Raw genomic sequence first — 26,443 nt, forward strand, 5'->3', positions numbered from 1 at the left:
TCACAGACTTTTGCTAGCGGACTCACAAAAACGAGCTAAAGATAAATAAATCTAGGAGTTAACGGAACTTTACCTAGTACTAGCCTGATTTAAAAAACTTAGGTAGCATGAAGCTCTTTGTATTAAATGTCCTCTATCTATGCCAAATAAAAATGCTGGTTTCACCCTGATTGAACTCGTTGTGGTTATTATTATTCTTGGCGTATTAGCCGTAGTAGCTGCACCTAAATTCATTAATTTACAATCAGATGCCTATAAGAGTCAGCTCTCAGGTGCACTGGCTTCGATGAAATCAGCCGTCACCCTATTCAAATCAAAGTCGGAAATTGCTAATAGTGGCACCACGAATAGAGTCGTTTACGACGAAATCCGTGGTGAAAACTATCAGCCTTGGGCTGCCAGTACCAGCGGTATAACGCCAAGTACGGCTTACACGACTCCGCCAGAAATTTTTAAAGCGGCAGGGCTAAATGTGAATGAGTGGTCCTATCGAATTTACACCACCAACGGCACCTATGAAGTTATCGCCACACCAAAGCAAAAACTGAACCTTGCCACGCCCACAGAAGCGCAAGTCGAAGCGACAAATTGTTATATCGACTATAAATGGGAGACAACGGGCGTCCCCACTTATAAAAAAGTCGACACCGGTTGCTAGGCGACCTTAACGATAAAATATCTATAGAAAAACAGCGAGTTAACCTGAGGTTATCTCGCTGTTTTATTTACGCCCTAAACTCATTTTGTTGTTAATGCTTACGTTTACAATTAAGCATTTTTAAAGAGTTCGCGCTTATTGCACTCCACCGTATTTCACCAGCACATGCCAGAGCAACTTAAGTTCATGGGCGACTTGCGCACGATTACCGCGGTCGCGCCAATGCTGGGGGGAATGGTATAAATCCCGCGCCGCCACGCCTATGGCATAGGCATCGACTCTGTCTTCTATGGCAATCCGATTAGCCAGCGATGGCATAGTTGGCCCACGGAAATCACTGGGGATCTGCGCCGTATGCAGGCTAAAGCCATCATGATATTGCAGCTCAATATCATATTTATCGCAAATTTTACTTAAGCTTGCGCCAATATCAGTCCCCTTAAAACTGGGGTCCGCCACCAGCATGGCGATATCTTCATCGAGGGAAACATCGCCATGGATCTGCGCCTCTATATAATGGTCAAGATTATTCGATAGCGGCCGCTCGAAACGTGACAGCAAGGAAGCATTGAGCTGATGCCCCAAGTAATGGATCACATTCAGCGGCTTAAAGTCGGATTTGCCTAAGGCATAGTGACGCTCAAAACTCTCAGTCAGCAGCGCCGCTAAAATATCATCGAAACATGACAGCGTGCCCTTCTCTTTCGGATTACGATACGAGTCGAGATAACTAAAGGTTGAACGCGCCATCGCACTCGTATGAGTCAGAAAATAGCAGCTACCAAAGCGCGGCGCAGGGCCGTCCTGCCACATCCCCAGATCGAGTGCGCCGTATTTAGGCCGAGATTTAGTGCCCTTGTATACATCCCCAAAAAGCTGATTTTCCCAATGATCCCGTGGGCCACCTAACTCAGGTGACAACTGACCATTGGAAATATGGGTCTCAAACTGGCTGCGGTATTGACCATCGCGCAGTAAACCTTCGGCAACCGTCATACCACGGCTATCAATTCTATCTGGATGAAAATGCAGCGCAATTCGGCCACAGTTGAGCAATTGTTTAAGCGCGAGTTGCATCTCATGCATGGGGATATTTGACATCTGCTGCACATTTTTAATCACAGCGACGGCTTGTTCACTGCGTCCTCGTGCAAGGCGTTCAATATGCTGTATCGCTGTCATAATCCACCTATAAATGAGAGGCGTTTAACCGTTCCCACAATGCCTCATCCTAAAATAAACGTGAGATAAATCGCAAGCATGCAGAGAACTGCTCTTAAGCCACTCCATCTAAATGACTAAGTTAAACATGAATGACTCAGTTAAACGTGACCGTGAAAACACTCAATAATTCTTTCGCTCGGTTCATTGTTAAAAATTCAGCGAATAACATCAATCACGAACTGAACAGATAGCGAAACCAATTGCGTCATTAATTAATTCTACTCCAATCGACTTTAGTTTATACCACTCTCATTATTGTAGCGTGATCTACCGCTAACTCATTCTAACTCTTGATAAAAAATGCCTATGACTTCAATTGATATAATGAAATAGGCCTAATAGTCATCTTGTTCCTTGAAATCAATTAACTTCCATAACCTCAAACTCTGCCATCTAAACTTGCGCCTAAAAGATAAGCGAGGCCGAGTGAAAGCCGCCGACAAGCGATTTATGTGCCAATATGAATGAAACCCAACCCAAAAACCTTTATTAGATGGCACTTAAAGCCCTGATCCTGTAAGCTGCACGCCCGCCAGCAGACCTGGCTATTGACCATAAATGCAGCACAGTGTTGCCACAAGAGACCAATCTATGAGTTTTACCTCCCTGGGCTTATCGGCCCCGATACTTAAAGCCGTTGCCGAACAAGGCTACGACACACCTTCGCCAATCCAAGCTCAAGCAATTCCCGCTGTGCTTCAAGGCAAAGATGTGATGGCGGCCGCCCAAACAGGAACAGGTAAAACAGCAGGTTTCACCCTACCTATGCTCGAACTCCTGAGTAAAGGTAACCGTGCCCAAGCAGGCCAAGTGCGCGCATTAGTGTTAACTCCGACACGCGAATTGGCAGCTCAGGTTGCAGAAAGTGTTGAAACCTATGGTAAGAATTTACCACTGCGCTCAGCGGTGATATTTGGTGGCGTGCCCATCAATCCACAAATCGCGAAATTGCGCCACGGTGTTGATGTATTAGTCGCGACGCCTGGTCGATTGATGGATTTGTACAATCAAAAAGCGGTGAAATTCAGCCAGCTTGAGATCTTAGTGTTAGATGAAGCCGACCGCATGCTCGACATGGGCTTTATCCGCGATATTCGTAAAATTTTGGCCATTTTACCTAAGCAACGTCAAAACCTGATGTTCTCAGCCACCTTCTCCGATGAAATTCGTGAGCTGGCCAAAGGCCTAGTCAATGATCCAGTCGAAATTTCGGTCACGCCGCGTAACGCGGCAGCGACCACAGTAAAACAATGGGTTTGCCCAGTTGATAAGAGCCAAAAATCGGCACTCTTGATCCAACTCATCAAGCAAAACGATTGGCAACAAGTATTGGTATTCTCGCGCACTAAACATGGCGCTAACCGTCTGGCGAAAAGCCTTGAAGAGGCAGGTATTAAAGCCGCCGCTATCCACGGTAACAAGAGCCAAACCGCCCGTACTAAAGCCTTGGCCGACTTTAAAAATGGTCAAGCTCGCGTACTGGTTGCGACCGATATCGCCGCCCGCGGTTTAGACATAGACCAATTACCACAAGTGGTTAACTTCGACTTACCGAACGTGCCAGAAGATTATGTGCATCGTATCGGCCGTACTGGCCGCGCTGGCGCATCGGGTCAAGCCGTGTCACTGGTAAGTAACGAAGAAATCAAACTGCTGAACGATATCGAGCGTTTAATCAATCGCGTATTAGACCGAGAAATGGTTGAAGGCTTTAACCATGAATTGCCAGAATCACGTTTGGGTGGAGGCGGGAAAAGTAGCGGTAAATCAGTACCAAGCCGTAGAAATACCCGCAGCTCAAACCAACCGAGCTCACGCGATGGTGCCCCAAGAAGCGCCGAGCATAAAGATGGTCAACGCAGCGGTGACGTCGCGCGCGGTCACAAGCCAAACGACAAGAATCCAAGACACAGCGGTGAAGCCAGTAGCGCCCCCCGCAGTGATGCCAAACCTCGTCCCCCACGTTCAAACGATGGCCGAGCTAATAGCGCAGGCGCTAGTCGTCCAACTGAAAGCCGTTCAGGCGCTGGCGAGAATCGTAGCCAAGCGGGTGAGAATCCTTACGCCAATGGCCCAAAGAAAAACACCCGTCGCCCAAATAACGGTGCGAGTCGTCCAAGACATTCACAGGATTAATGCAAAAGCTAAGCGAACTTGCTTAGCGATTTAGCCGTATTAAGCCCTAAACAGAAACGCCCAACTCCGCATGGAATTGGGCGTTTTTGTTTGTCTTAGTTTGTCTTTATCGATGCTTAGCTCGTTATCTACGCTTTGAACAATAACCGGCTTGAACAATCACTGCCTTAAAAACAGCCTAAAACGGCAACCTAAGCTAATTCGCCTTTGTATCTGGCAACTGCTGTAAGACTTCATCCGTAAAATAGGGTTCATCTTCAACCCAAAAAATGTAGTCTAAGCCTAGGTAGTTTTGCGCAAAATCCAACAGCTCAGGCACAGTATTCTTTTTACCCGTTTTAGGATTAATCTGCCGCAAATTACCGTCTTGCACCGCCATACCTTTCACCAGTGTCGCTGGGTACTCTTTAATAAAGGCATAACTTTGTGCCATATGACTTTTACGGTAAGGCATCAGATCTGGGCCACCCACACCCATGTTGAGCGATTTGGCTTGCGCAAATAAGCCTCGCATATAGCCTTTGTCATTCCATGGCAGCCATTCGTCCGGCAAAAAGTTCAAATACACCATAGCGGTTGAATGCTGAAATGACTCAGCTAATACCTGCATATTCTCGCCAATCGCATCGATATAGGCTTTAGGATTAAAATCACTGGGGAAGGTGGTCGTTCCATCGGCGTTTTCAGTCCCAACATCAATTGAGCTTTCACTAAAGTTAATGCCCGCAATTTTCCCATCAAACTCTTGGCCAAGCTGACGCACCAATTGTTGATAACGCGCACGCACTGAGGGCTCCCACATTTTGGCTGACCAGCCATACTCATCATCCGTCACCGGTTTATTGGGATCACGCTCTGGTGCACTCAACATGCTTTGCTTCAACACGCCGCCTTGATAAATAGGATCATCGAGCAAATAGCGCGGCACATTGACTCTGGGCGTAAAGGATTTCTCTTGCAGCTGGATCCACAATTTTTTGCCTATCGAATCGAGATACGCAATATCGGCCCTAATCGTGCTGAAATCATATTCGCCCTGCTTAGGCTCTAAACTGCGCCAAGTATAAACAATCTGGGCGCCACCAAAGCGGGGATCGTGCAGCGCCTTGTCGGCACGAATGTTTTCTCCGTTAGCCTCACGATGGTTAATGTAGATGAAGTGCTGTAACGGTTGCGGCTCTGACTTAGACTCCGGTTGCGGCTCTGGCAGAATTGATGCAGCGCTCGCTGCGCTCAAAAAGATGCTTAGTAAAATAGTCCATCGAAACATAAATACTCCAAACCGATGCACGCCTTATCACCTGACAAAGCCGTTTATCTGCTCATTTATTTTTTACTCAGAATCACTTCTAACACAGGCAAGCTGAGGGACATATCAATTAAGCAGACAAATACAAAGTGTTACTTAATCGCCCAATAAGATTAGCGGTGACGTGGACAAAAGGCACAGTAACGGCGGTAATAAAACCCAACAAAAAAGGGAATAAACCTGAGTTTATTCCCTTTAAAAATAGAGCGAATTAAATCGAGGTACGATTCAACTCAAGCTAGGCCAAACTTACTTCATTGGCCAAGCGCGGTAAGATTTTCCTTTGATCCGGCCGCCAGTAATTTTGTTCAGTGCTTTCTTGGCAACCTTACGATTAACGGCCACATAGGCGCGGTAATCTGTCACTTGGATTTTACCCACCTGTGAGCCTTCGATACCGTTTTCGCCCGTCAGCGCGCCTAAGATATCCCCTGGACGCAGCTTTTCCTTCTTACCACCATCGATCTGCAGAGTGATCATGGTTGGCGCTGCAGGCGTGTTGCCGAGCAGGCTTTCAGATGGCAGTGATTCGCTGGTGATTTCGCGCTCTAAATACTCTTCTAACAAGGCAATTTTGTAACCGTCTTGCTCGTTATAGAAGGTATAAGCGGCGCCTTTACTGCCCGCACGGCCAGTACGACCGATGCGGTGAATGTGGACTTCGGTGTCGTAGGCAACGTGATAGTTAAACACGGCATCCAGTGCATCGATATCTAAACCACGGGCAGCAACGTCGGTCGCCACTAATACACAGGCACTCTTATTAGCAAATTGCAGCAGGGTTTCGTCCCTGTCTCTTTGCTCTAAATCGCCGTGCAAAGCCAATACGCTAAAGCCTAAGCCTTCAAGCTCATCGGCCACTTTTTGGGTTTCGCGTTTCGTGTTACAAAACACCACAGCGCTTTCAGGCTTATGTTCTAACAACAATAATTGCAGCGCTTGCATACGCGCCTTGTCATCGTCTAAGTGATAAAAATGCTGGGCTATGCTCAAGCTGTCGTGATTACCCTCAACTTTAACCATGCTTGGGTCATACATGATTTGCTTAGCAATCGATTGAATTTGCTCTGGGAACGTCGCGCTGAATAGCAACGTCTGACGCTCACGTGGCGCTTGTTCGATAATCGCATCAAGGGCGGGTTGGAAGCCCATTTCTAACATGCGATCGGCTTCATCGAGCACTAACATGTTGAGATTGCTTAAATCTAAGCGATTGCGATCTAAGTGATCGACGATACGACCCGGCGTACCCACAATAATGTGTGCACCGTGCTCCAGCGAGCCAACCTGTGGTCCCATAGGTACACCGCCGCAAAGTGTCAGTACTTTAACGTTATGAATACCACGGGCAAGGGTGCGAATTTCCTGCGCCACTTGGTCGGCCAACTCGCGGGTTGGGCATAACACTAAGGTTTGAATGCGAAAGCGTTTAACGTCTAACTTGTTCAGTAACCCTAAGCCAAAGGCGGCCGTTTTACCCGAGCCAGTTTTACCCTGACCTATCACATCCTGCCCCGCTAAAATGGGTGGCAAACTTTGCGCCTGAATTGGCGTCATCTCGTTGTAGCCCATAGAAGAAAGGTTCTCAAGCAGTTCGGGTTTTAGCTTAAGAGTCGAAAAAGCCATTGATGGATTAGGCTTAGTATCAGAGTTGCTCAAGGTGAATATCCTGTGGTGGGTAACGAAGCGGCTGCTAGGTTACTGAAATTGCGTTACTTATCGATTTAACTGGTCTATCAAGATTCAGGTTAGCTTTGGGCTAGCTTGAGTTTAGATTTAAGCGCTAGGCTCGCTCAACCCAAAAGCACGGCTATTGTAGCAACAAAGCGCGGCTTTTGCCTCAAGTCCTTAAGCAATAGACATAGCTTGCGTGAACAGCAACAAAAAAGCCCTGTAGGAATTCAGGGCTGAGGATTAATTCAGAGTGGCCAACTCACCCAAATCAAGCGATTTGGCCGAAACGCCCTGCTTGATAATCGCGGATCGCCTGCTGAATCTCCGCTTGGGTGTTCATCACAAAGGGACCCATTTGGACGATTTTTTCACGGATAGGTTTACCCGCAAACAGTAGCATCCCAGCGCCGCGCTCATCGGCTTTAAGCTTAAGCACACTTTGGCTATCGATCACTAAAAACTCGCCCTGATGATGTTGATTTGAAGCAGATGACCACTGCGAATCTTCGCCTTTACTCGAATCGCTTTTATATAAGTCACCTTGGTACAAGTACAAGGCGACAAACTCATGTTGAGACAAATCGAGCGTGGCCTCAGCATTTGGCGATAGACTTAAATCAGCAATAGCAGCCTCACCCGCTAATCCTTGAATAGCCGCACTAATAAGCGGCTGATCTTTAAAGCCCCAATCACCCGCTAAGGCTTTTAAGCTAGCGCCAGTGTTATTGGTCACTTCAACGCTCGCGCTACCCGCAGTATCTTGATACTTAGCTGGACGCAGCTTGTCTTTGGCGGGCATGTTGACCCAAATTTGGAATCCATGCAGACCATCAACCGCATCGGCCAGCGGCATTTCAGAGTGCACAACCCCAAACCCGGTGCTCATCCACTGCACATCGCCGGCACGAATCGCCTTCACATTACCCATTTGGTCACGGTGCTCAAAACCGCCCTTACGAATGTAAGTGAAGGTCTCCATCCCGCGATGGGGATGTGCGGGGAAGCCACCGATAAAGTCTTGTTCATCATCGGATTTTATTTCGTCGATCATCAAGAAAGGATCAAATTTAGTCGTCACAAAATCGGCGACACGGCGAATATTGACCCCATCGCCATCCATCGCAGCTTTGGCGGAAAACTGACTTAATACTTTCATTGCTGTTCTCCTATCGGTTGAGCAAAGCGATACATGAAACGCCAAGACCGTACGGCTAACACAAGACGCAAACGCTTTGCTGATGAAGGCAGAATAACAAGGAAGTTTACAAAAGAATAACGCGAAATCACGGCCTAAACATTCGATAAAATAGAACGGTAGGCAGTTGATATCCACTCACACAGGTTTGCCATGGCATTTACTCGTCAACTCGCAGCCAGTCCGTTCATGGGGTGGACGGTCGTCTGGCTAATCACCCTAGCTCACCGTTTTGGCTTTAGCGTAACCTGTAGATTTAAAAGACATACGCAACACACTTTTTGGACAAAAGCTTCTTAGTGCGAATACTCTGATTTGTAACTTTCGGATTAAAATTTCTATGGGTAACGCTCGCCATCAGCCGAGCGAGGTATGAGCGTTGGTTGCATGGCATTGTTATAGCGCAACCGGTTCATCACGCATTTTTTCCCATGTTTGTACCATCAGCTTCTTGGTTGGTCCCCAGCGATACCCCCCCAGCGCGCCACTTTGCTGGATAACCCGGTGGCAGGGGATCAGCAAAGCAACTGGATTTGCTCCAATAGCGTTACCAGCAGCCCTTGCAGACCTGGGTGCGCCGAGGGATCTGGCGACTTCGGCATAGCTGGCCACAGCGCCCGGTGGTATTTTCAACAAAGCACGCCACACGGCGATCTGGAAATTTGTTCCTGTCACATGGAGCGACAGCGGACCTTGCCGGGAAGCTGTGCCACTGCTAAAAAAGGCATCAATAACATGACGCGTAGATGCCAAATTTTCTCTGATCGAACTGAGAGGCCAATCGTTATGCAAGTCATCCAACAACTCCTCCATGCTATTGAAGTCCATAAACGCTGCCCGGCAAACACCACGCAAGGTTACGGCCACAAACATGGGCCCCAGTGGGGTAGGATGTACGCCATACTCGATTTGTACCTCCTTACCTCGATTTTTATACTCGCCGGGGGTGGCTGCTTCCAGTTGCACAAAGTGATCATGCAACCTTGAACTGCCGCTTAGCCCAAGCTCATGTGAGACATCAAGCAAGGAGCGGGAATTATCCAGCAATCCTTTGCCCCGCTCCAATGTCAGCACCTGTAAAAAGCGCTTCGGCGTAGTACCAGCCCAGCGACAAAACAGCCTTTGAAAGTGATACGGACTCAAATGCACATGGGCCGCTATCTCTTCAAGGCTGGGCTGATCAATTGCCCGATCAACCAAATAGGCCATAGCACTTGCGATTCGGTCATAGTCTGACATGGGGCGGCCTCTCAAACACGATTTACAGATACACCGCCATCGACAAGCATCGCAGACCCCGTGGTGAAGCTGGAGGCATCGGAGGCAAGGTACAATGCAGATTGGGCAATTTCATCTGGTGTCGCCATCCGCTTAAGAGCATGCAAATTATGCACAAATGCCAATGCTTCTGGCGTATTGGCAAACTCACGTCCTGCCGGCGTATCAGTACCACCGGGCAGAAGGGCATTGACCCGGATATTCTGAGGCCCATGCTCTGACGCCAGCACTTGAGTCAACCCAATAAGGCCAGCCTTACTGGCTGCGTAGGCTGCCATGCCTGGCATACCTGCAGTGTAACCAACGAAGGTAGAGGTGAAAATTAACGAACCTCCTTTTCGGGCAGCCATGGCGGGCAGTTGGTACTTTGCGCCCAAAAATGCGCTGGTTAAATTGGTGGCAATAACCTGATTCCAGTCCGTGAGCGACATCTCCGGGACAGGGCCCATAGCACCCAGGATAGCCGCATTGTTAAAAGCGATATCCAATCCACCAAAGTGGCTTACCGCCTTATCTACCAAAGCTTTGGCAAAAGCTTCTTCGCCAACATCACCGGCTAGTGCCAGTGCCTGCCCGCCTTCCGTGTTGATTAAGTCCACAAGGTCATCAAGCTCCTTCTGTCGCCTTGCAGCCACCACTACGGCAGCTCCTTCTCTGGCAAAAAGCTTCGCGGCTGCGTAACCAATTCCGGTGCTGGCGCCGGTAACAATAGCGACTTTGTTGGCAAGTATAGTCATCGTTATTCCTCTGGGATCTGTTTACTATAAAAGGGCATATGCCCGAACAGATGCTATATTAGGAGGCCGAACGACTACTGCCGACCCGAATCTTGCTGTATTTCAATTGCGCTATAACGCCTCATTAAAAGGCAAAAATAGTTGATTTAAATAAGCGACGCAGGACAAAAACCAACTGTTGTTGTCCTGCTTTAACGACTAGTTAGGTTGCATTTTTCTCATAAATTTGACCATTGCTGTTTTAAACCAATGAAGTGAATAATACCAAAACTTAAACAAATCAATGAACTCCACATCCAAAACTCAGGAGAACGCCCCATAGGAGAGCTGACTAAAAAGAAACCGGCAACACCGCGAAGTAAATAAATAAAAGTGATGAGAATAAGAGCTAAACGAAGTAAAGGTAAACGAACAATTACACCTGCCGCAGAAAATGCGTAAATCGACCAAATAGAGAAAACAAGAACAATACCACTGGTAATTAATGTAGGTTGAATACTACCGCGCTCAGCAAGCAAAGCCATTTGTTCACCCGCACCAAAAAAACGATACCAAGGAGCGCCAAAATAAATACAACCTATATGAAGAATGGCTACAACGGCACTTAATGCACCTGCAATAATTAAGAATACATTCATACTGCGACAGAACCTCCGTGTTAACTAACGCCCCAAGCAGGGCAACTTTTAAGCCGGCTAAAATAAGGAGCGAAGCGACAGGACCAGCTTAAAATTGTCCCGTTGACTTGGCTTGTTAGGGTTACATTGAACCTAAATTAGATTCGATTTCGTTCTTGATTGTAAAGGGATCTACCTTTTCTGGAATGAAAAAGTAATGCTCGCTGTTATCCAAGAGTTTTAAACTTAACTTGTTTAAACCCTCTAGCCCAACAATTTGATAACTAGTAATTTGGTTCCATGGAATCAATACTAGGCTCCCTCCTTTCTCACGAACAATTCCATTTGGCCCAGAGGAGATTTTTACCGGTGAAAGCCAAGTAATTATGTAGATTATCCAACCAAGACCAAACCCAAATGTTGGCGCAACCCATAAAACTTGAATAACATTATCTCTGGCAGCTAATGAAACTAAAGTTAAAATGAATAAGCCAACAGTCCATTTTAAACAACTAAGTAGTACAGGTCTTGAGACTAGATTTAAATTTTTCTGATGCTTAATGGAAATGCCCCATGGCTCAGTCCACTTCATAACTTTCCTATAACCCTTCGCCCAATTATGGGGCGGAAAATGCTTGGCTAAAATGAGCAACGAAGGAGCGCAAGCCAAGCTTTTTTGCGTTCCAACCATAAACCGCTTGTTATAACTCCTTGCCATCTTCGTCATTGATGATTGCTGCGAGAGCAGGGCGAACAACAGCAAGAATTAGGACTATGATCACCAGTGCACCCATAATCAATTTGACTAATTTAAAGAACCAAGGTTTTTGCCATATTTTTCCAGTTTCTTCTTCTAGTTTCTTTTGTTTGATGAATTCATCATAAGCTTTATTCAAATCAGAATGTTTAGTAACTTCGGGATACTCAATAACAATACCAATTTTAGCCAACGATACACGAGCTAGTTCTGATTGTTCTCGGTTGACGTAAAGCATATGGTTTTTAACATCGGCATAGTAATGAATATGCTCTTGATCCAATACATCTGCGATTGTAACAGAGTCAACCAAACGCATATCCTGAATTAATGGCCTATAAATTGGATCATCTTCATTTGTCCATTTAAGAACAAAAATTGCAAGGAGTACTGATATACACAAAACTACCAGTAGCTTGTGTTCTTTTGTGATTAGTTTATTAATTTCATCTATCCCTAACATCAAAACTATAACCGAGCTTACGAGTAGTTATAACGCCGCCAACACAAGCCGAGCGTCAGCGAGGTCCAACACATGCACTTTTTATTTTGGTTTGTTTACACCTTCACAAGTAACTCCCATACAGGTTTCAATTGTTTTTGTAGATATATCTATTTGGCAGCGCTGGCTAACAGAGTTTTCAATCTGAATCATCATTGGTCTGATCTTATCAATTTCAGATTGGGAAGGATGACGATTGATATCGATGTATGTATGTCGAAACTCAACTATGCCTTTGTAATTAGTCCGAAAATAGTAATTCCCATATAAACCATCGTAGGTATAGAGAAACCTATCAATAATTTCTGGCTGCTGTATACCACCGAAAGTTAACTCACGACCGCCTTCCTCTATTCGGTGCTCCACATCAGAAACACCAGCAACTAATTTGGTCGCCTCTAGCATACATTCAATCGGAAGGCTTACAACGCCTACGGGGGAGTATCGAGAGACACCGTATATAGTGTCACAGCCCCCTAATATAAATACACTAAAAGCGGTATAAGATAAGGGGCAGGCTTTAGCCCATCCCAGCGAACGAAGTGAGCGATTTGAGCGACTTTTTAGGAGCTGCATACAAAACCGTGATCTTGTTTATAGCGCTTCACCAATTCTTGATCCATAAACTTAAATAGGGCGCAGACAGTGAAGCTCCCATGCTGCACCCCAGCTTGCTCATAACCCCAGTCTGTGATTTGGTCTCTCTTAAATGCGTATACATTTCCTGTCTGAACAGACGTTATAACTGATGGTTCGTTTGCTAACACCCCAGCAAACCCACCGTCAATTTCTTTAAATGGTGTAAACCAAAAGTGTTCAACACCGCTTTTGTCAGAGAGCATAACTTTAAGCTTGAAATTCTCTGCTCCTTCAGGTGGATTTCGGAAAGTTATTAAAAACTGATCAAGTGTTTGCTGAGCCTGAACTATTGCTTTATTCATTTCTTGATCTTCTTCACTGACATAAACCACTCTGTCATCAACTTTGTTTTCATCTGCGATCGTATATCCAGCGATGAGAGCGAGTGCAAAAGCGAGTTTTTTCATGGAAACCCTAACGTCTTAGTATTTATGCGCTGCGCTGTTTGCAGGGCATAAATCGCTTGTTGGACTTGGCCGCTGCCATATCCGTGTAAATCGGTATGAATGATGCTATAGGAATTTGCTTTTTTGCGGTAGCGGTTTTTTATACAGTTTGATGGGTAATTACTTGATATTGTTTTAGCTTTCTCATTCTTTTACGCTCACTTTCGACTGATTGTTGACCTTAATTGACAGCATTTTGGCCCCACATTCAGGCTGACACTCACACCCTATCCCCTCATCGGCTTAACCCCATAAGGCTGGCTGCTGTCATTCCGCTTCGTCTTGAGGGTGTAGTTATCCTGACATGCGTACTAGCTGACTTTGGTTGTTAATCATCACTAATCCCTGCGGCCTTAACAGCCCAATAAACTGCAAATGACCTAACAGGCATTTAGGGCAGAGCACGAGCATTACTCCTTGACCAAAGAGCCATCAAATTTTGCCTACGGTTTACGTAATGACTGATGGATATAAGGGCTGACTTTTTATGGTGACTGACATTGGTAAAAAACAAAGTGCCTAACACACATCAATCCTTTGAGGAGAAAGTTTAAGTACATATGTACTCAGAAATGAATCGAATTAAGCACTGGCATGGAAGTGACCGTTGGCGGCATGGATGCCGCCGTCGAGCCTATAGGGATAATTCTTTTGAAACCAAAGGCGGCGTGTCACTGGAATGCGAGTGGTTAATGAGTTGCACACCTTTACTCGCAAAGGTACAAACGGAAAAATAAGACATAGGACAGAGGCGTCCTCAGCCAAAGCGATCCAATTGAATTGAATCTTCAACCTAGTCAGGTTTAAATACGCCAATCACTGCGCCGGTGGCTTTTTCTGTCACCTTTTCATCGGTTTGCTGTTCACGGTAGTCACACTCTGTGCATTCAACGGTTTCGATGCCGTTTTCCTTGTAGAGTAAAATGCTGTCTTTGGCGCTGCATTTTGGGCACTTAGCACCGGCTACGAAACGCTTTTTGATTTTAGTGTTTGTCATAATAGATAAAGGACCAGATAGCAGGGCCAAGGGACTCGGCCGAAGAAATTGCCGCTATTTTGCCACACTGATAATTGAATACCAGCGTTACCTGAAAGTATGAGGCCTTAGGTCGATGTGATGCGATTCGCTGAAGATCATCCTGAAAAGTCGAATAATTGTCCGAGTTATCGGGTCAGGCTGTGGTTTGAAACTGGGTTGTACGCTATTATCTGTGCCCTGACGAATTTACGTTCTAACCAAGTTGTAGTTAATGATCAGCATCAACCAAGCGCAATTAATCCGTGGCAGCAAAACCCTGCTAGATGAGACCTCTCTCACGATTTATCCCGGCCATAAGGTCGGTTTAGTCGGTGCTAACGGCACAGGCAAATCCTCACTGCTCGCATTAATTTTAGGTCACTTAAGCCTAGATAAAGGTGAATTTAGTCTGCCTTCTGGCTGGCAAATTGCCACTGTGGCCCAAGAAACCCCTGCGCTCGACGTCTCGGCACTGGAATATGTGATCGATGGCGATAACGAATATCGCCAATTAGAAGCCCTATTACACAAGGCCCAAGAAGAGAACGACGGCAATGCCATCGCACTCCTACACGGCAAAATCGACGCTATCGGTGGTTATGCGATTCATTCGCGCGCGGGTTCATTGTTAGCGGGTCTGGGCTTTAGCGAAGCCGAGCAAAGCAATCCAGTCAAAAGCTTTTCGGGTGGTTGGCGTATGCGCCTCAACTTAGCCCAAGCGCTACTGTGCCGCTCTGACTTATTACTCCTCGACGAACCAACCAACCACTTAGACTTAGATACCATGTACTGGCTCGAAGGTTGGATTAAGTCCTATCAAGGCACGCTGATTTTAATCAGCCATGATAGGGACTTTATCGATGAAATCGTTGATGAAATCGTCCACGTTGAAAATCAAAAACTCAATTTCTACAAAGGCAATTACAGTGCCTTTGAGCGCATTCGTGCCGAACGTATGTCGCAACAACAGGTTGCCTTCGAGCGTCAACAAAAAGAACGTGCACACATGCAGTCCTTCGTTGACCGTTTCCGTTACAAAGCAAGTAAAGCCAAACAAGCCCAGAGCCGCTTAAAGGCGTTAGAGCGTATGACTGAGTTGTTGCCGTCTCAAGCCGACAGCCCCTTTTATATGGAGTTTCGTGCTCCAGAAGCCCTGCCCAATCCGCTGATTAAGATGGAGCAAGTCGCGATCGGTTATAGCGATAAGCCAATCCTGAGCAAGGTGCATTTAAACTTAGTACCGGGTGCGCGTATTGGTTTGCTTGGCCGTAACGGCGCGGGTAAATCGACATTAATCAAGCTGTTATCGGGTCAATTATCGCCAATGACAGGTTTGTATGAACCTAATCCCGGCGTCAATATTGGCTACTTTGCTCAGCATCAAATCGAATTTTTACGCCTCGACGATACGCCGATGCAGCATTTAGTGCGTCTGGCGCCCAATGCCAGAGAGCAAGAGTTGCGTAACTTCTTAGGCGGTTTTGGCTTTAATGGCGATATGGCGCTCTCACCTGTACGCCCCTTTTCTGGCGGCGAGAAAGCCCGTTTGGTGTTGGCGCTATTAGTTTGGCAACGCCCTAACCTATTGCTGCTCGATGAACCCACCAACCATTTAGACTTAGAGATGCGCCACGCCCTGACAATGGCATTGCAAACCTTTGAAGGCGCTATGGTTGTAGTATCGCATGATAGGCATTTACTGCGATTAACCTGTAGCGATTACTATCTGGTGGATCAAGGTGAAGTACGCGCCTTCGACGGCGACTTAGACGATTATCACCAATGGTTGCTCGATGCGGCGAAAGCCAACTCGAATCAAAACAGCACCAGCGACGAGATCAAACCTGCCGCCGATAAAAAACAGCAAAAACGCCTCGAGGCCGAGATCCGCCAAAAGGTATCGCCGCTCAAGCGCAAACAAACTAAGTTAGAAACCGAGCAACAAAAGCTGAGCGAACGCCTCGCCGAGCTAGAACACTTGCTGGCCGATAGCGAATTGTATGATCAAGATAACAAAGCCAAGCTAACCTCGGTATTAACCGAGCGAACGAGCTTGACGCAAACCTTAGAAGACAGTGAAATGCAATGGCTCGAGTTGCAAGAAGAGATAGATGCAATGGAGCAAGAGGTCATGGAGCAACAATAACTCCAGCGTTCTTTTAAATAAAAGTCAGTAGCAGCGGCAATACAAGGAAATAGTATGGCGGTTTTAACCCAGTTCGACAGTCAACTCTGGCAATGGTGTGATATGAGCTATGCGCAAAACAAAGCGCTCTGTCTCGAATTGCAAAATAGCTGTCAGGTGAACGTCAATCTACTGCTACTGGCACAATATTTAGATATCACTATGGATGTGTCTGGGCCGCAGCAATACAGCCCAGACCAATGGCAAGCACTGATGAATGCTGTAGGTGAATGGGATGAAAGGTTTCTCATGCCCTACCGCAAATTACGTAAACTCGCTAAGTCCAGCCTAAATGAGCAAGAGTATCAGCAGATGCTTGCCGTTGAGCTGATGATGGAACGTAAAGCACAGCGAACCATCTTGAATAAACTCAATGAAATCAGCCCAAGCGGCCAAGCGACAAATCTAGTGAGCTACTTAAGCCTGTTTGGACTCAGTGACATTGACGCCAACGAAATCGGCCTCATTGCGCCCTGATCTAAGTTAATCAAGTTAAAACAAGCTCAACCATGTTAGCTCAAACTCAATCAAATTAACGCTATGATCATCTGAGCCGCTAACAGCTGCGGCCTTGCGGATAGCGTTCACAGTCATCCTCGATCACCAACCAGTTCAACTGGCTCTCAGTATAAATATGGTACTTAGGCTGAACTTGGTTAGCATCGTCCAGACTCGCTATGCTCAAGGTCGAATAATCGGGATATTGAGTATGTCGGTAAGTTAACGATGTACCGCATTGGTCACAAAATCCACGGCGAATAAACTCAGACGATGCAAACTCAGTCACCAGATCTTTAAGCCAAATCACTTGGCTGAGTTTAAAATCCATCCAAGCCCCAAATGCAGAGCCCGTGCTTTTTTGGCACGAACGGCAGTGGCAATAATCCGCATCAAAGGGTTCACCTTCAATCTGATAACGAATCGCGCCGCATAAGCAACCACCTTCCCGTAATGTGTTTTCAGACATTCACACCCCATCAAGCTTTATCAAGCTAAGCTGCATTTTGATAAGATAACATCACCCTTTACCGTCAGTGAGCTTTTGCGCAAGTGCTGTGGCATTACGTGCCGTGATGCCATAAATCGACAGTTGCGGGTTAGCGCCAAGGCTGGTCGGGAAGATAGACCCATCCATTACAGATAAATTCTCTAAATAGTGCGACTGACCATAACTGTTGACCATAGAAAGCTTTTCATCTTCGCCGAAGGGACAACCGCCCATCACGTGCGCCGATGCGACGATAGTGCGCAGTGGCGCGAGTGACATCTGCGCAATGCTCTCTTTGGCGTCTTTCCACGAGGATAAGTAAGGCATGCCATCGCTGATCGGCAACACTTTTAAGGCGCCCGCCGAGAATTGTAACTCCGCCATGCTGGCAAAAGCGCGTCTCGCGGCCCGCCAAAAGGCATCGGTCAGCGGATAATCTAAAGCAAAACCCTTATCCGTTAAGTGTACTTCACCGCCTTGACTGTCGGGATGATAGCCATCGCGGATCAAAGCGATAGTCACTTGCAACTGATTGAATTGTGACATTAACTCAGCATGACTTGTACCATATCCTAAGGTTTTAGAGGCAATTAAAATCGGATGCACCGGCGGCACTTCGAGTTTATAACCCAGCTCACCATCGGCGCCATTGTTCCACACAAATTCATCGGAATAGATAGATTGCGGCGCACCGCTATGGCCATTGATCGAATCGGCAAATACGCCGCCGGATAACAAAGTAGGATGTAAAAAGGTGCGTTTACCCAAAAGTTGGTGAGGATCGGGCACTTGCGAACGCATCAAAATCGTCGGTGTATGGATAGCACCCGCACTCAAAATATAATGTTTAGCCTTAAATAACAGCTCAACGTCAGTGGGTCGTAAATTCACATCCAGCGCCTGCGCCTTTAACGCAAACACTTGACCATTATGGTGCTCAATCTTAGTCACTTTAGCACGACTGATCAGCTGCGCGCCTTTCTCGAGTGCCGCGGGAATCGTAGTGACTAGCATAGATTGCTTCGCATTGACCGGACAACCCATGCCGCAATAGCCGGTATTCCAGCAACCCGCCACATTGCGTTTAATCACTGTGTATTCCCAGCCAAGATTGATACAACCTTGCTTCAGGGCGGCATTATTGCGATTAGGCTCATAATTCCATTCATGAATGTTGAGCCGTTGTTCCATTTGCTCAAACCAAGGATCTAAACTCTCGCGATTAAGCCCAGCAACCGATTTATGTTGCGCCCAAAAAGCTAACGCCTCGGTCGGAGTGCGGATTGAAGTGGTCCAGTTAACTGTGGTTGAGCCACCGACTGCGCGGCCTTGAAAAATTCCAATCGCCTTATCGGCGGTTTTCATCGCCGCAGCTTGTTGATACAAGTTGGGATAAGCGACCCGCTCTTCCATATTAAAATCACTGGAGGATTTTAGTGGTCCAGCCTCAATCATGATCACGCTCAGCCCTGCTTGGGTGAGGATTTCAGCCGCCACACCACCGCCAGCACCTGTGCCGACAATAATCACATCGGCTTCAAACTGCTGGTTTTCTTGCAATTGGCTCGCATCAGTGTGCAACCAACCAGAGTTTAAACCATTCACTATAGGATCTATGATTGCCAACTTGAGTGCTCCACTGTCGCGGGTAAGATGCTTATTATTCGGCGTTTAATTAGGTTAAAAATGGACTCGCTATTTGAACAGCTCAGGCTTGGCATAATGCAGGCGACTCCAGTGCTCAGGACAAGCGTAGTAACTTGCCATCACTAATTCCCGCAATCCGAGATAAGCCGTTTGTAACAAAGCAAAATAACTGTGGCGCCAGGTTTCTAACATATCAGTTAACTCGGCGGGAGAGCGCATCAATAGCGGCGTCATGCTCGAGGTGAGTACCAGTAAACCAAGACGATTTTCGAGCATATCGAGCAGCTCAAATAACTCGGTCTGCTGCTCATCGGGTAACACAGCAATCGACTGTTTGATGGCATCTAAAGTGCGGTTTTGTGCCGCCAACTTATGGATGGCCACATCAGGCAAGGCGCCGTCGAGCATCACAGGCAAAAGCACGCTAAACAACAAACGATAATCTTTGCCTTCGCTATCCTCGGGCAAACTAAACTCAGGAGAATAGAGATTAACCCCTAAGGCTAACGCCGCCGTACCGGCAAACGCGCCCATTATAAAGGTTCGTCGCTTCATCTCTATCTCCTAATTATCAACCTAAATGTCGGCCTAAATATCAGCATAAAAAACAATTGTGCTACAATGGCCGCGAGTTTATACCCAAGCGACCTCAAAATACGAATTTCAGCATTTTGAGTTGGTTTGGGTATAAATTAAACACACGTTTTAATTTTCAGCAATAGCCGATACCAAGATAAACATCTATGCCAAATTCCTTTATGCCACCTTGGTGGGCCAAGAGTCCCCATATACAAACGATTTTACCCGTATTAACTAAAGTGGCCAAACCAGCATTACAGCGGCAGCGCTTAGAGTTACCCGATGGCGATTTTATCGATTTAGATTGGCAGGATGTTCCACAGTCTGGCAAACCGATCGTGGTGATCATCCACGGCTTAGAAGGAAGTGCTCAATCCCATTATGCGCGGCGGATACTGCAAGCCTGTAAGGAACAGCAACTCGCTGCCGTCGTGCATCATCACAGAAGTTGTTCGGGTGAGGCCAATCGCCTCGCCCGCAGTTATCACAGTGGCGATACGGACGATTTACAGTTTAGTCTATCGACACTGAAAAGCGCGTATCCGCAATCGCCCTTATTAGCCGTAGGTTACAGTTTAGGCGGCAATGTGCTGACTAAGTATCAAGGCGAATATCAGGATGATAGTTTATTAGCCCGCGCTGTGGTTGTCTCTGCGCCGCTGCAATTGTCAGCCTGTGCTAAACGCTTGGAAAATGGCTTTTCAAAGGTGTATCAAAGTTATTTAATCAAACAGTTGCAACAGAAGATAAGCCATAAACTGAATGATCCCGACTTAGCCATCTCTATGCCGCTAAGCCAGTTGCAGGTCGACCGTTTAAATACCTTCTATGATTTTGACGATAAAGTCACAGCGCCATTACACGGCTTTGACGGCGTCGACGATTACTATACGCGTGCAAGTGGCTTACCCTTTGTCAGCCGTATAACTAAACCGACGCTTATCATACATGCCAAGGACGATCCCTTTATGACCGATGAAGTGATCCCCCAGCCAAACCAATTATCGGGTTATGTAGAATACGAACTGCATCCCTATGGCGGTCATGTTGGCTTTATCGAAGGCGGTACACCTTGGAAACCGCGCTTCTATCTTGAGCGACGGATTTTACACTTTTTACTCGGCGATCAAAGTGTTGACCCACTTAGCGTAGACCCCATCAACGGCGACAATATTCTCCAAGGAAGCACCGATGCTCATTCCCTATGAAACCCTGTTACAACTCCCGCAGGAAACGCTGGCCAATCTGATCCGCGAATATCTCTTCGGTCAAGTGGAGGATGGCAGCTTTGCCAGTCTCGATGAGCAGGAACTTGCTCAAGCTATAATCCAATGTCAACAAGCACTTAAGCAAGGTAAGCTGAAATTAGAGTACAGTGAAGACGATGAATCCTTCGCCATACGTTCAGCGGAACAAATAGCACAGCAGCAAGATTGACCAGTCCTACCTCTGTACCGTATAAATAGTACTCGCGTTTTTATCGCTTCCCCATAAGCGGCTCTTTTGGTTCCTAGCTAGGTAGAAAAAATGTCAGCAAAACATCCCATTATTGCAGTTACAGGCTCATCAGGCGCGGGAACCACCACCACCACGACCGCCTTTAGCCATATTTTTCGCCAACTCGGGATTAACGCCGCCTTTGTCGAAGGCGACAGTTTTCATCATTTTACCCGCGCCGAAATGGAAGTCATGATCCGCAAATCCCAAGCTGAAAACCGCAATCTTAGCTATTTTGGCCCAGAGGCTAATAACTTTGCTCGTTTAGAACAATGCTTTCGCGATTACAGCACCACAGGCCAAGGTGAAACCCGCAGCTATTTACACACCTTCGATGAGGCAGTGCCTTTTAACCAGATGCCCGGCACTTTTACCCAATGGCGACCACTACCTGAAAATACCGATATGCTCTACTACGAAGGCTTACATGGCGGCGTAGTTACTGGTGATGCCAATGTCGCCCAGCATGTGGACTTGTTGATCGGCATGGTGCCCATAGTCAACTTAGAGTGGATCCAAAAAATTATCCGCGATACTTCGGAACGTGGCCACAGCCGTGAAAAAGTCATGGGCTCGATTGTGCGCAGTATGGACGACTATATTAAGCACATGACGCCGCAGTTCTCCCGCACTCACATTAACTTTCAACGAGTACCGACGGTCGATACCTCTAACCCATTTAGTGCCAAAGATATTCCGAGCTTAGATGAGAGCTTTGTGGTGATCCGCTTCCGCGGTATCAATAATGTCGACTTCCCCTATTACCTCAATATGATCCAAGGTTCATTTATGTCACGGGTCAACACACTCGTCGTCCCAGGCGGCAAAATGTCGCTGGCGATGGAGCTGATCCTTACGCCTTTGATTAAAGATTTGATGGAAAAACGTCAGCAACTTAATACCCCAGAAGCGAACTGAAACCTTGAGAATTTGTGGGCAATTTTGACTAAAGGCTAAGGAAATAAAGTCTTTTTTTTGCAATGGATTAAGTTTTATTTAAGCCACTAGCGCTAATCTTGTCGGCATCGGGATTTCAGGCGAAAGAACGATAGTTGGCATACTCTTGGGAGTTAATTCCCCCATCTTGATCTGTTGATTTCCTTGAGTATGTCAGCAACCTTTTAACGTAACTTTAAGTCTTCAGAGTTAATTCCACATCCATACTTGATCTGTTGATTTCCTTGAGTATGTCAGCAACCTTTTATGAAGAATGAATTCCACATCTATGCTTGATCTGTTGATTCCCTCGAATATGTCAGCAACCTTTTATGAAGAATGAATTCCACATCTATGCTTGATCTGTTGATTCCCTCGAATATGTCAGCAACCTTTTATGAAGAATGAATTCCACATCTATGCTTGATCTGTTGATTCCCTCGAATATGTCAGCAACCTTTTTAACGAAACTATATAAGTTAATTCCGCATCCATGCTTGATCTCTTGATTCCCTTGAGTATGTCAGCAACCTTATATGAAGAATGAATTCCACATCTATGCTTGATCTGTTGATTCCCTCGAATATGTCAGCAACCTTAGCTTAAACTCTAAATCTTCAGAGTTAATTCCACATTCATACTTGCTCTGTCGATTTCCTTGAGTATGTCAACAACCTCTCAGAAAATAGGTTCTAGGCTTTAGATTCTAGGAAAACAGAACGTTCGTAAACTCACAGAACGCTGCGCTCACCGTAAGAGCAAAGTCCGTTGCATAAATCGTAAGTCAAAAAGTGACGTTCTGTAGCAGTTTGCTGCGTGCCGTTATCCGTAGCCGCAACGCGGCGTTCTAGCAGCTGCAAAGCAACGCCCTAGATTCTAGCAGCAGCGTTTTTTGCTGCGCCCTAGCAGGCCAAAGACCGCCCTAGATTTTTATACATCACCATACACTCTAAGGCTATTCCTCTGGGCGAACAGTAGATAGATTCCTCCTCTAAGCCTTCACCACCAAAACCACAGTGGCGATAGAAATCCAACGCATTTAAAGTTGATTCTAATCTGAGTTGGGCTATCCCCTGATTAAAAGCCATGGTTTCAATAAATTGCAGCAGCACTTTACCGACACCTAGCCCCATAGCATCGGGGGAAACAAACAAGGCTTCTAACTGGGCATAGGGTTCATCCAACATGGCAGTGCCGACCACAGTCTTAAGCTGCGACTCGTCAGAGGACAACTCTGCCACATAAAAATGTGCATCGACGATACGACTAAATTGCTCGGTCAGTTCGCCCTCGGTCCAAATCACCAGATCGCCCGCATCATAAAATCCGGCGCAGCCTTTATTGATCGCTGCATTGCGGATATCCCAGCAGGCCTGAGCATCCGCTTTAGTTGCTTTTCGTATAGTTATCATCATGTTTCCTGAATAAAAATGCTCAGCCATAACATGCCATGAAGCCACTGAAACGCCAAGTAAACGAGTGTTCTCATCTTTCAACCAATAAAAAACCGCCCGTAGGCGGTTTAATCAAAGCTACGGAACCTTAATGGCTCTTAGCTAACATATCTGATTTAGTCTTAGCGCTAGGCTTAGCCTTTAATCAATTCACTAATAGTCAATACGCCGTGGGTCGTTGCACCCGCGCCCCACATGGCAGAAGCTGAATCTTCAAAAGCGCCAGCTAAATCAACGTGTAACCATTTAGCTTCTGGTGAAACAAAGCGCCATAGGAAACCAGCCGCATTAGAAGCCCCACCTGCACCACCGCCTTTCATTGCGCGGCTGTTGGCTGTGTCAGCATAGGCAGATGGACACATTTCTTTGTGCCAAGGATCCAGCGGCAGCGGCCATACGCGCTCGGCAACGCTAGTGGCTTTTTGCTGGGCCAGTTGCAACACATCCGCCTGTGGCGAGAAAATCGCGTTGTAGTTAGAACCCACCGCCATCACAGCGGCGCCTGTAAGGGTCGCTGCATCGATAATAAAAGGTGCGCCTGTAGCAGAAGCGGCTTGTAGGCCATCGGCCAACACTAAGCGCCCTTCCGCATCTGTGTTCACCACTTCAACTGTTACACCATTTTTGTAGGTCAGAATATCACCTAACTTATAGGCGCGGCCGCTGATCAAGTTTTCAGCACAACATAAGAAGAGTTTAACGCGTTTGTTGAGGCCAGATTTGATCGCTAAACCGAGCGCTGCAGTCACAGTCGCCGCCCCGCCCATGTCGCATTTCATGCCTAACATGCCTTCAGAGGCTTTAATGCTGTAACCGCCAGAATCAAAAGTAATCCCTTTACCCACAAGCGCCACAGACACGGGTGCATCGGCGGCTAATGGGTTGAAGTCTAACTCTAACATTGCTGGTGGACGCTCACTGCCACGACCAACGGCATGGATACCAATCCACTGTTCTTCAAGCAGCGCTTCGCCTTCGATAATCCGATAACTTACCTTGTCGCCACCAACGTCAGCCAACCATTTTGCCGCTTGTTGGGCAAGCTTCACTGGCGACAGGTTTTCAGGCGTATCGTTGATCAGTTGACGGGCAAAAGTCGCCACATCGAGTCGATGTTGCAATTCTGCTTGCACAGACTCATCACCACACCAATGGATTTGATAGCCTGGTTTTGCCGTCGCGAAACCTTGGGCAAATACCCATTGGCTATTGAGATCCCAAAACTGCCCAGCTAATTCCACACAGCTAATGCCTTGACTGCGCAGTTTACGGGCCGCCATTTGAATTTGACGCAGCTCATCGCCACCCGCTAAATGAATTTGCGCACCGTCGGCAGTATAAGTCACATCAGCCTTGCCCCAGTGCGCGGCGGGTGCTTCTTTGGTTAATTGCACTTTCATCAATTCAGTTACTTTTAGTTCACTCATTAGGGATCCTTATTTTTCGATTCGTTTTAGAATAATCAATCAGAACAATCAATCAGCAATCAGAACAAACTTTATGGCGGCAGTTTACTGCTAGCAGACGATGACGCAAAGCGATTGGCTGAAGTTACTCAGGTAAAATCTGTAAACATTTGCGAAATTTGCTAGGCTTTGCGACCTAGAACAGCCGAGATAGGTCTACCGATGGAATTTACTCCGCCACTACAACAGGGCATTTTATTGCGCCGCTATAAGCGTTTTCTGGCCGATGTGCAGCTAAGCGATGGCAGTGAGATCACCCTACATTGCCCCAATACCGGCTCTATGCGTAATTGCCTGTATCCCGGTGAAACCGTATGGTTTTCTACCTCTGATAACCCTAAACGTAAGTACGCCCATACATGGGAACTGATGACCACGCCAGATGCTGGCTTAATCGGGATCCACTCGGGTCAGGCGAACACCTTAGCCGAAGAAGCCATCAATAAAGGTATCATCAAGGAACTCACGGGTTATGATAGCCTCAGCCGTGAAGTCAAATACGGTGATGAAAATAGTCGCATCGATATCCTGCTACAGGGTGCTCAAAAACCCGCCTGTTATATAGAAGTCAAAAGTTGTACTTTGCTCGAAGATGGCCAAGGTTATTTTCCCGATGCTGTGAGCCTACGCGGTCAAAAACATTTACGTGAATTGATGCACATGGTGAGTCAAGGCCATCGAGCCGTATTGCTATTTGTGGTGCAGCATAGTGAAATATTCAGTGTTGCCCCCGCAGCACATATCGACCCTGAATATGCTAAGTTACTGAAAATGGCTGTGTTAGCCGGCGTTGAAGTGCTAGCCTATCGCTGTAAAATCTCCCCGACTGAGATTCACCTAGCCCAAGCCTGCGATGTACGAGTATGATGTTAAGGCTGAGTTAAATTTGATTTCATTTGAATTAGCGAACATAGTCAAAAAATTCAATCAAAGCAGAATGAAAAGTTTGCCTCGATGTGAAGATTCTGCTATAGATAGCGGCCGTTCTTAAGGACGCCCTACAAACGCAAATGATTACAGGAGATGCGTTATGCCTGAAGGCACCAAAAAACTTGGCGTACTCGCTATCGCAGGTGTAAATCCTTACCAGGAAAAGCCGGGTGAGGAGTATATGAACGCTAAGCAACTGGGTCACTTCAAGACAATTCTTGAAGCTTGGCGCAATCAGTTGCGTGAAGAGGTCGACCGTACTCTTAGCCACATGCAGGACGAAGCCGCAAACTTTCCCGATCCTGTTGACCGTGCAGCACAAGAAGAAGAGTTCAGCCTCGAACTTCGTGCTCGCGATAGAGAACGTAAGCTGATCAAAAAAATCGAAAAAACACTGCAAAAAATTGAAGAAGACGATTTCGGCTTCTGTGATTCTTGCGGTATCGAAATCGGCATCCGCCGTCTCGAAGCGCGTCCAACAGCCGATCAATGCATCGACTGTAAAACGCTTGCAGAGATCAAAGAGAAACAAATGGCTGGTTAATCAAGCATACTGGGCGGGGATTTCCCC

General features: G+C 46.7%; 27 protein-coding genes. 9 read left to right on the top strand and 18 right to left on the bottom strand.

Features of this window, described 5'->3' with window-relative positions; translation table 11 throughout:
* The first annotated feature begins 139 nt into the window (after window positions 1-139).
* Window positions 140-658, top strand: a complete 519-nt coding sequence (locus ACHA99_RS03075; protein WP_105251541.1) for a type II secretion system protein — start codon at window positions 140-142, stop codon at window positions 656-658.
* Between the two features lie 135 nt (window positions 659-793).
* Here the strand turns inward: ACHA99_RS03075 and ACHA99_RS03080 are convergent, their stop codons facing one another.
* Window positions 794-1,840, bottom strand: coding sequence for a DUF3626 domain-containing protein (locus ACHA99_RS03080; RefSeq protein WP_263186802.1), 1,047 nt, complete (start codon window positions 1,838-1,840; stop codon window positions 794-796).
* Between the two features lie 633 nt (window positions 1,841-2,473).
* Here ACHA99_RS03080 and ACHA99_RS03085 point away from each other — a divergent pair.
* Window positions 2,474-4,018 (top strand): DEAD/DEAH box helicase, encoded by a 1,545-nt coding sequence (locus ACHA99_RS03085; RefSeq protein ID WP_393940975.1) that lies wholly within the window; start codon window positions 2,474-2,476, stop codon window positions 4,016-4,018.
* 196 nt (window positions 4,019-4,214) lie between these two features.
* Here ACHA99_RS03085 and ACHA99_RS03090 read toward each other — a convergent pair whose 3' ends face one another.
* The 12 genes from ACHA99_RS03090 to ACHA99_RS03145 form a co-directional block, all read right to left on the bottom strand.
* Window positions 4,215-5,288, bottom strand: a complete 1,074-nt coding sequence (locus ACHA99_RS03090) for a hypothetical protein (protein WP_393940977.1) — start codon at window positions 5,286-5,288, stop codon at window positions 4,215-4,217.
* A 288-nt stretch (window positions 5,289-5,576) separates the two neighbouring features.
* Window positions 5,577-6,953: an ATP-dependent RNA helicase DbpA gene (dbpA, locus tag ACHA99_RS03095; RefSeq protein ID WP_393941044.1), complete on the bottom strand. Its 1,377-nt coding sequence runs from the start codon at window positions 6,951-6,953 to the stop codon at window positions 5,577-5,579.
* 316 nt (window positions 6,954-7,269) lie between these two features.
* Window positions 7,270-8,157 (bottom strand): pirin family protein, encoded by an 888-nt coding sequence (locus tag ACHA99_RS03100; RefSeq protein WP_263266142.1) that lies wholly within the window; start codon window positions 8,155-8,157, stop codon window positions 7,270-7,272.
* A 435-nt stretch (window positions 8,158-8,592) separates the two neighbouring features.
* The gene (locus ACHA99_RS03105; RefSeq protein WP_393940979.1) at window positions 8,593-9,435 is read right to left on the bottom strand and encodes a bifunctional transcriptional activator/DNA repair enzyme AdaA; all 843 of its coding nucleotides are present in this window, start codon (window positions 9,433-9,435) and stop codon (window positions 8,593-8,595) included.
* Window positions 9,436-9,446: 11 nt separating this feature from the next.
* Entirely contained in the window at window positions 9,447-10,211 is a 765-nt protein-coding gene (locus tag ACHA99_RS03110; protein WP_393940981.1) for an SDR family oxidoreductase, read from the bottom strand.
* A gap of 218 nt (window positions 10,212-10,429) precedes the next feature.
* Window positions 10,430-10,849 carry a hypothetical protein gene (locus tag ACHA99_RS03115; RefSeq protein ID WP_393940983.1) on the bottom strand — a complete coding sequence of 140 codons (420 nt, stop codon included), beginning with the start codon at window positions 10,847-10,849 and terminating at the stop codon, window positions 10,430-10,432.
* Between the two features lie 121 nt (window positions 10,850-10,970).
* Window positions 10,971-11,420 carry a hypothetical protein gene (locus ACHA99_RS03120; protein ID WP_393940985.1) on the bottom strand — a complete coding sequence of 150 codons (450 nt, stop codon included), beginning with the start codon at window positions 11,418-11,420 and terminating at the stop codon, window positions 10,971-10,973.
* 109 nt (window positions 11,421-11,529) lie between these two features.
* Window positions 11,530-12,048 carry a hypothetical protein gene (locus tag ACHA99_RS03125; protein WP_393940987.1) on the bottom strand — a complete coding sequence of 173 codons (519 nt, stop codon included), beginning with the start codon at window positions 12,046-12,048 and terminating at the stop codon, window positions 11,530-11,532.
* An 81-nt stretch (window positions 12,049-12,129) separates the two neighbouring features.
* Window positions 12,130-12,492 (bottom strand): hypothetical protein, encoded by a 363-nt coding sequence (locus ACHA99_RS03130; protein WP_393940989.1) that lies wholly within the window; start codon window positions 12,490-12,492, stop codon window positions 12,130-12,132.
* A gap of 158 nt (window positions 12,493-12,650) precedes the next feature.
* The gene (locus ACHA99_RS03135; protein ID WP_212600452.1) at window positions 12,651-13,133 is read right to left on the bottom strand and encodes a YegJ family protein; all 483 of its coding nucleotides are present in this window, start codon (window positions 13,131-13,133) and stop codon (window positions 12,651-12,653) included.
* A gap of 621 nt (window positions 13,134-13,754) precedes the next feature.
* A complete protein-coding gene (locus tag ACHA99_RS03140; RefSeq protein ID WP_393940991.1) occupies window positions 13,755-13,877 on the bottom strand; it encodes a hypothetical protein in 123 nt (40 codons plus the stop codon).
* Between the two features lie 88 nt (window positions 13,878-13,965).
* Window positions 13,966-14,169 (bottom strand): YheV family putative zinc ribbon protein, encoded by a 204-nt coding sequence (locus tag ACHA99_RS03145; RefSeq protein WP_012088350.1) that lies wholly within the window; start codon window positions 14,167-14,169, stop codon window positions 13,966-13,968.
* Between the two features lie 253 nt (window positions 14,170-14,422).
* On the opposite strand from ACHA99_RS03145, the gene ACHA99_RS03150 reads away from it, so the two are divergent.
* Together ACHA99_RS03150 and ACHA99_RS03155 are read left to right on the top strand one after the other, a co-directional pair.
* The gene (locus ACHA99_RS03150) at window positions 14,423-16,336 is read left to right on the top strand and encodes an ABC transporter ATP-binding protein (RefSeq protein WP_131525355.1); all 1,914 of its coding nucleotides are present in this window, start codon (window positions 14,423-14,425) and stop codon (window positions 16,334-16,336) included.
* Between the two features lie 54 nt (window positions 16,337-16,390).
* Complete coding sequence (locus ACHA99_RS03155; protein ID WP_393940993.1) at window positions 16,391-16,852, top strand: TIGR02444 family protein; 462 nt, start codon at window positions 16,391-16,393, stop codon at window positions 16,850-16,852.
* 79 nt (window positions 16,853-16,931) lie between these two features.
* Here ACHA99_RS03155 and ACHA99_RS03160 read toward each other — a convergent pair whose 3' ends face one another.
* The 3 genes from ACHA99_RS03160 to ACHA99_RS03170 all read right to left on the bottom strand — a co-directional run bounded on the left by ACHA99_RS03160 (window position 16,932) and on the right by ACHA99_RS03170 (window position 19,565).
* Window positions 16,932-17,342 carry a GFA family protein gene (locus ACHA99_RS03160; RefSeq protein WP_393940995.1) on the bottom strand — a complete coding sequence of 137 codons (411 nt, stop codon included), beginning with the start codon at window positions 17,340-17,342 and terminating at the stop codon, window positions 16,932-16,934.
* 51 nt (window positions 17,343-17,393) lie between these two features.
* Window positions 17,394-18,989, bottom strand: coding sequence for a GMC family oxidoreductase (locus tag ACHA99_RS03165; protein ID WP_131525357.1), 1,596 nt, complete (start codon window positions 18,987-18,989; stop codon window positions 17,394-17,396).
* Window positions 18,990-19,058: 69 nt separating this feature from the next.
* On the bottom strand, window positions 19,059-19,565 hold the full coding sequence (locus ACHA99_RS03170; RefSeq protein ID WP_105251529.1) for a TAT leader-containing periplasmic protein: 507 nt from the start codon (window positions 19,563-19,565) through the stop codon (window positions 19,059-19,061).
* A 188-nt stretch (window positions 19,566-19,753) separates the two neighbouring features.
* Here ACHA99_RS03170 and ACHA99_RS03175 point away from each other — a divergent pair, with 188 nt between their 5' ends.
* From ACHA99_RS03175 to ACHA99_RS03185, 3 genes are all read left to right on the top strand, one after another.
* Window positions 19,754-20,797, top strand: a complete 1,044-nt coding sequence (locus ACHA99_RS03175) for a hydrolase (protein WP_393940998.1) — start codon at window positions 19,754-19,756, stop codon at window positions 20,795-20,797.
* Entirely contained in the window at window positions 20,781-21,026 is a 246-nt protein-coding gene (locus tag ACHA99_RS03180) for a YheU family protein (RefSeq protein WP_263256540.1), read from the top strand. Before ACHA99_RS03175 ends, ACHA99_RS03180 begins: the two co-directional genes overlap by 17 nt.
* A gap of 90 nt (window positions 21,027-21,116) precedes the next feature.
* Entirely contained in the window at window positions 21,117-22,004 is an 888-nt protein-coding gene (locus ACHA99_RS03185; protein WP_011847692.1) for a phosphoribulokinase, read from the top strand.
* Between the two features lie 920 nt (window positions 22,005-22,924).
* Here ACHA99_RS03185 and ACHA99_RS03190 read toward each other — a convergent pair.
* A complete protein-coding gene (locus ACHA99_RS03190; protein WP_393941001.1) occupies window positions 22,925-23,434 on the bottom strand; it encodes a GNAT family N-acetyltransferase in 510 nt (169 codons plus the stop codon).
* 176 nt (window positions 23,435-23,610) lie between these two features.
* Complete coding sequence (gene pepB, locus ACHA99_RS03195; RefSeq protein ID WP_393941003.1) at window positions 23,611-24,903, bottom strand: aminopeptidase PepB; 1,293 nt, start codon at window positions 24,901-24,903, stop codon at window positions 23,611-23,613.
* Between the two features lie 201 nt (window positions 24,904-25,104).
* Between pepB and sfsA the strand changes: the two genes are divergently transcribed.
* Together sfsA and dksA are read left to right on the top strand one after the other, a co-directional pair.
* A complete protein-coding gene (sfsA, locus tag ACHA99_RS03200) occupies window positions 25,105-25,809 on the top strand; it encodes a DNA/RNA nuclease SfsA (protein WP_105251524.1) in 705 nt (234 codons plus the stop codon).
* 163 nt (window positions 25,810-25,972) lie between these two features.
* Window positions 25,973-26,416, top strand: a complete 444-nt coding sequence (gene dksA / locus ACHA99_RS03205) for an RNA polymerase-binding protein DksA (protein WP_006082967.1) — start codon at window positions 25,973-25,975, stop codon at window positions 26,414-26,416.
* The last annotated feature ends 27 nt before the right edge of the window (window positions 26,417-26,443 follow it).

Source organism: Shewanella sp. S23-S33 (assembly GCF_043359565.1).
Lineage (GTDB): Bacteria > Pseudomonadota > Gammaproteobacteria > Enterobacterales > Shewanellaceae > Shewanella > Shewanella oncorhynchi.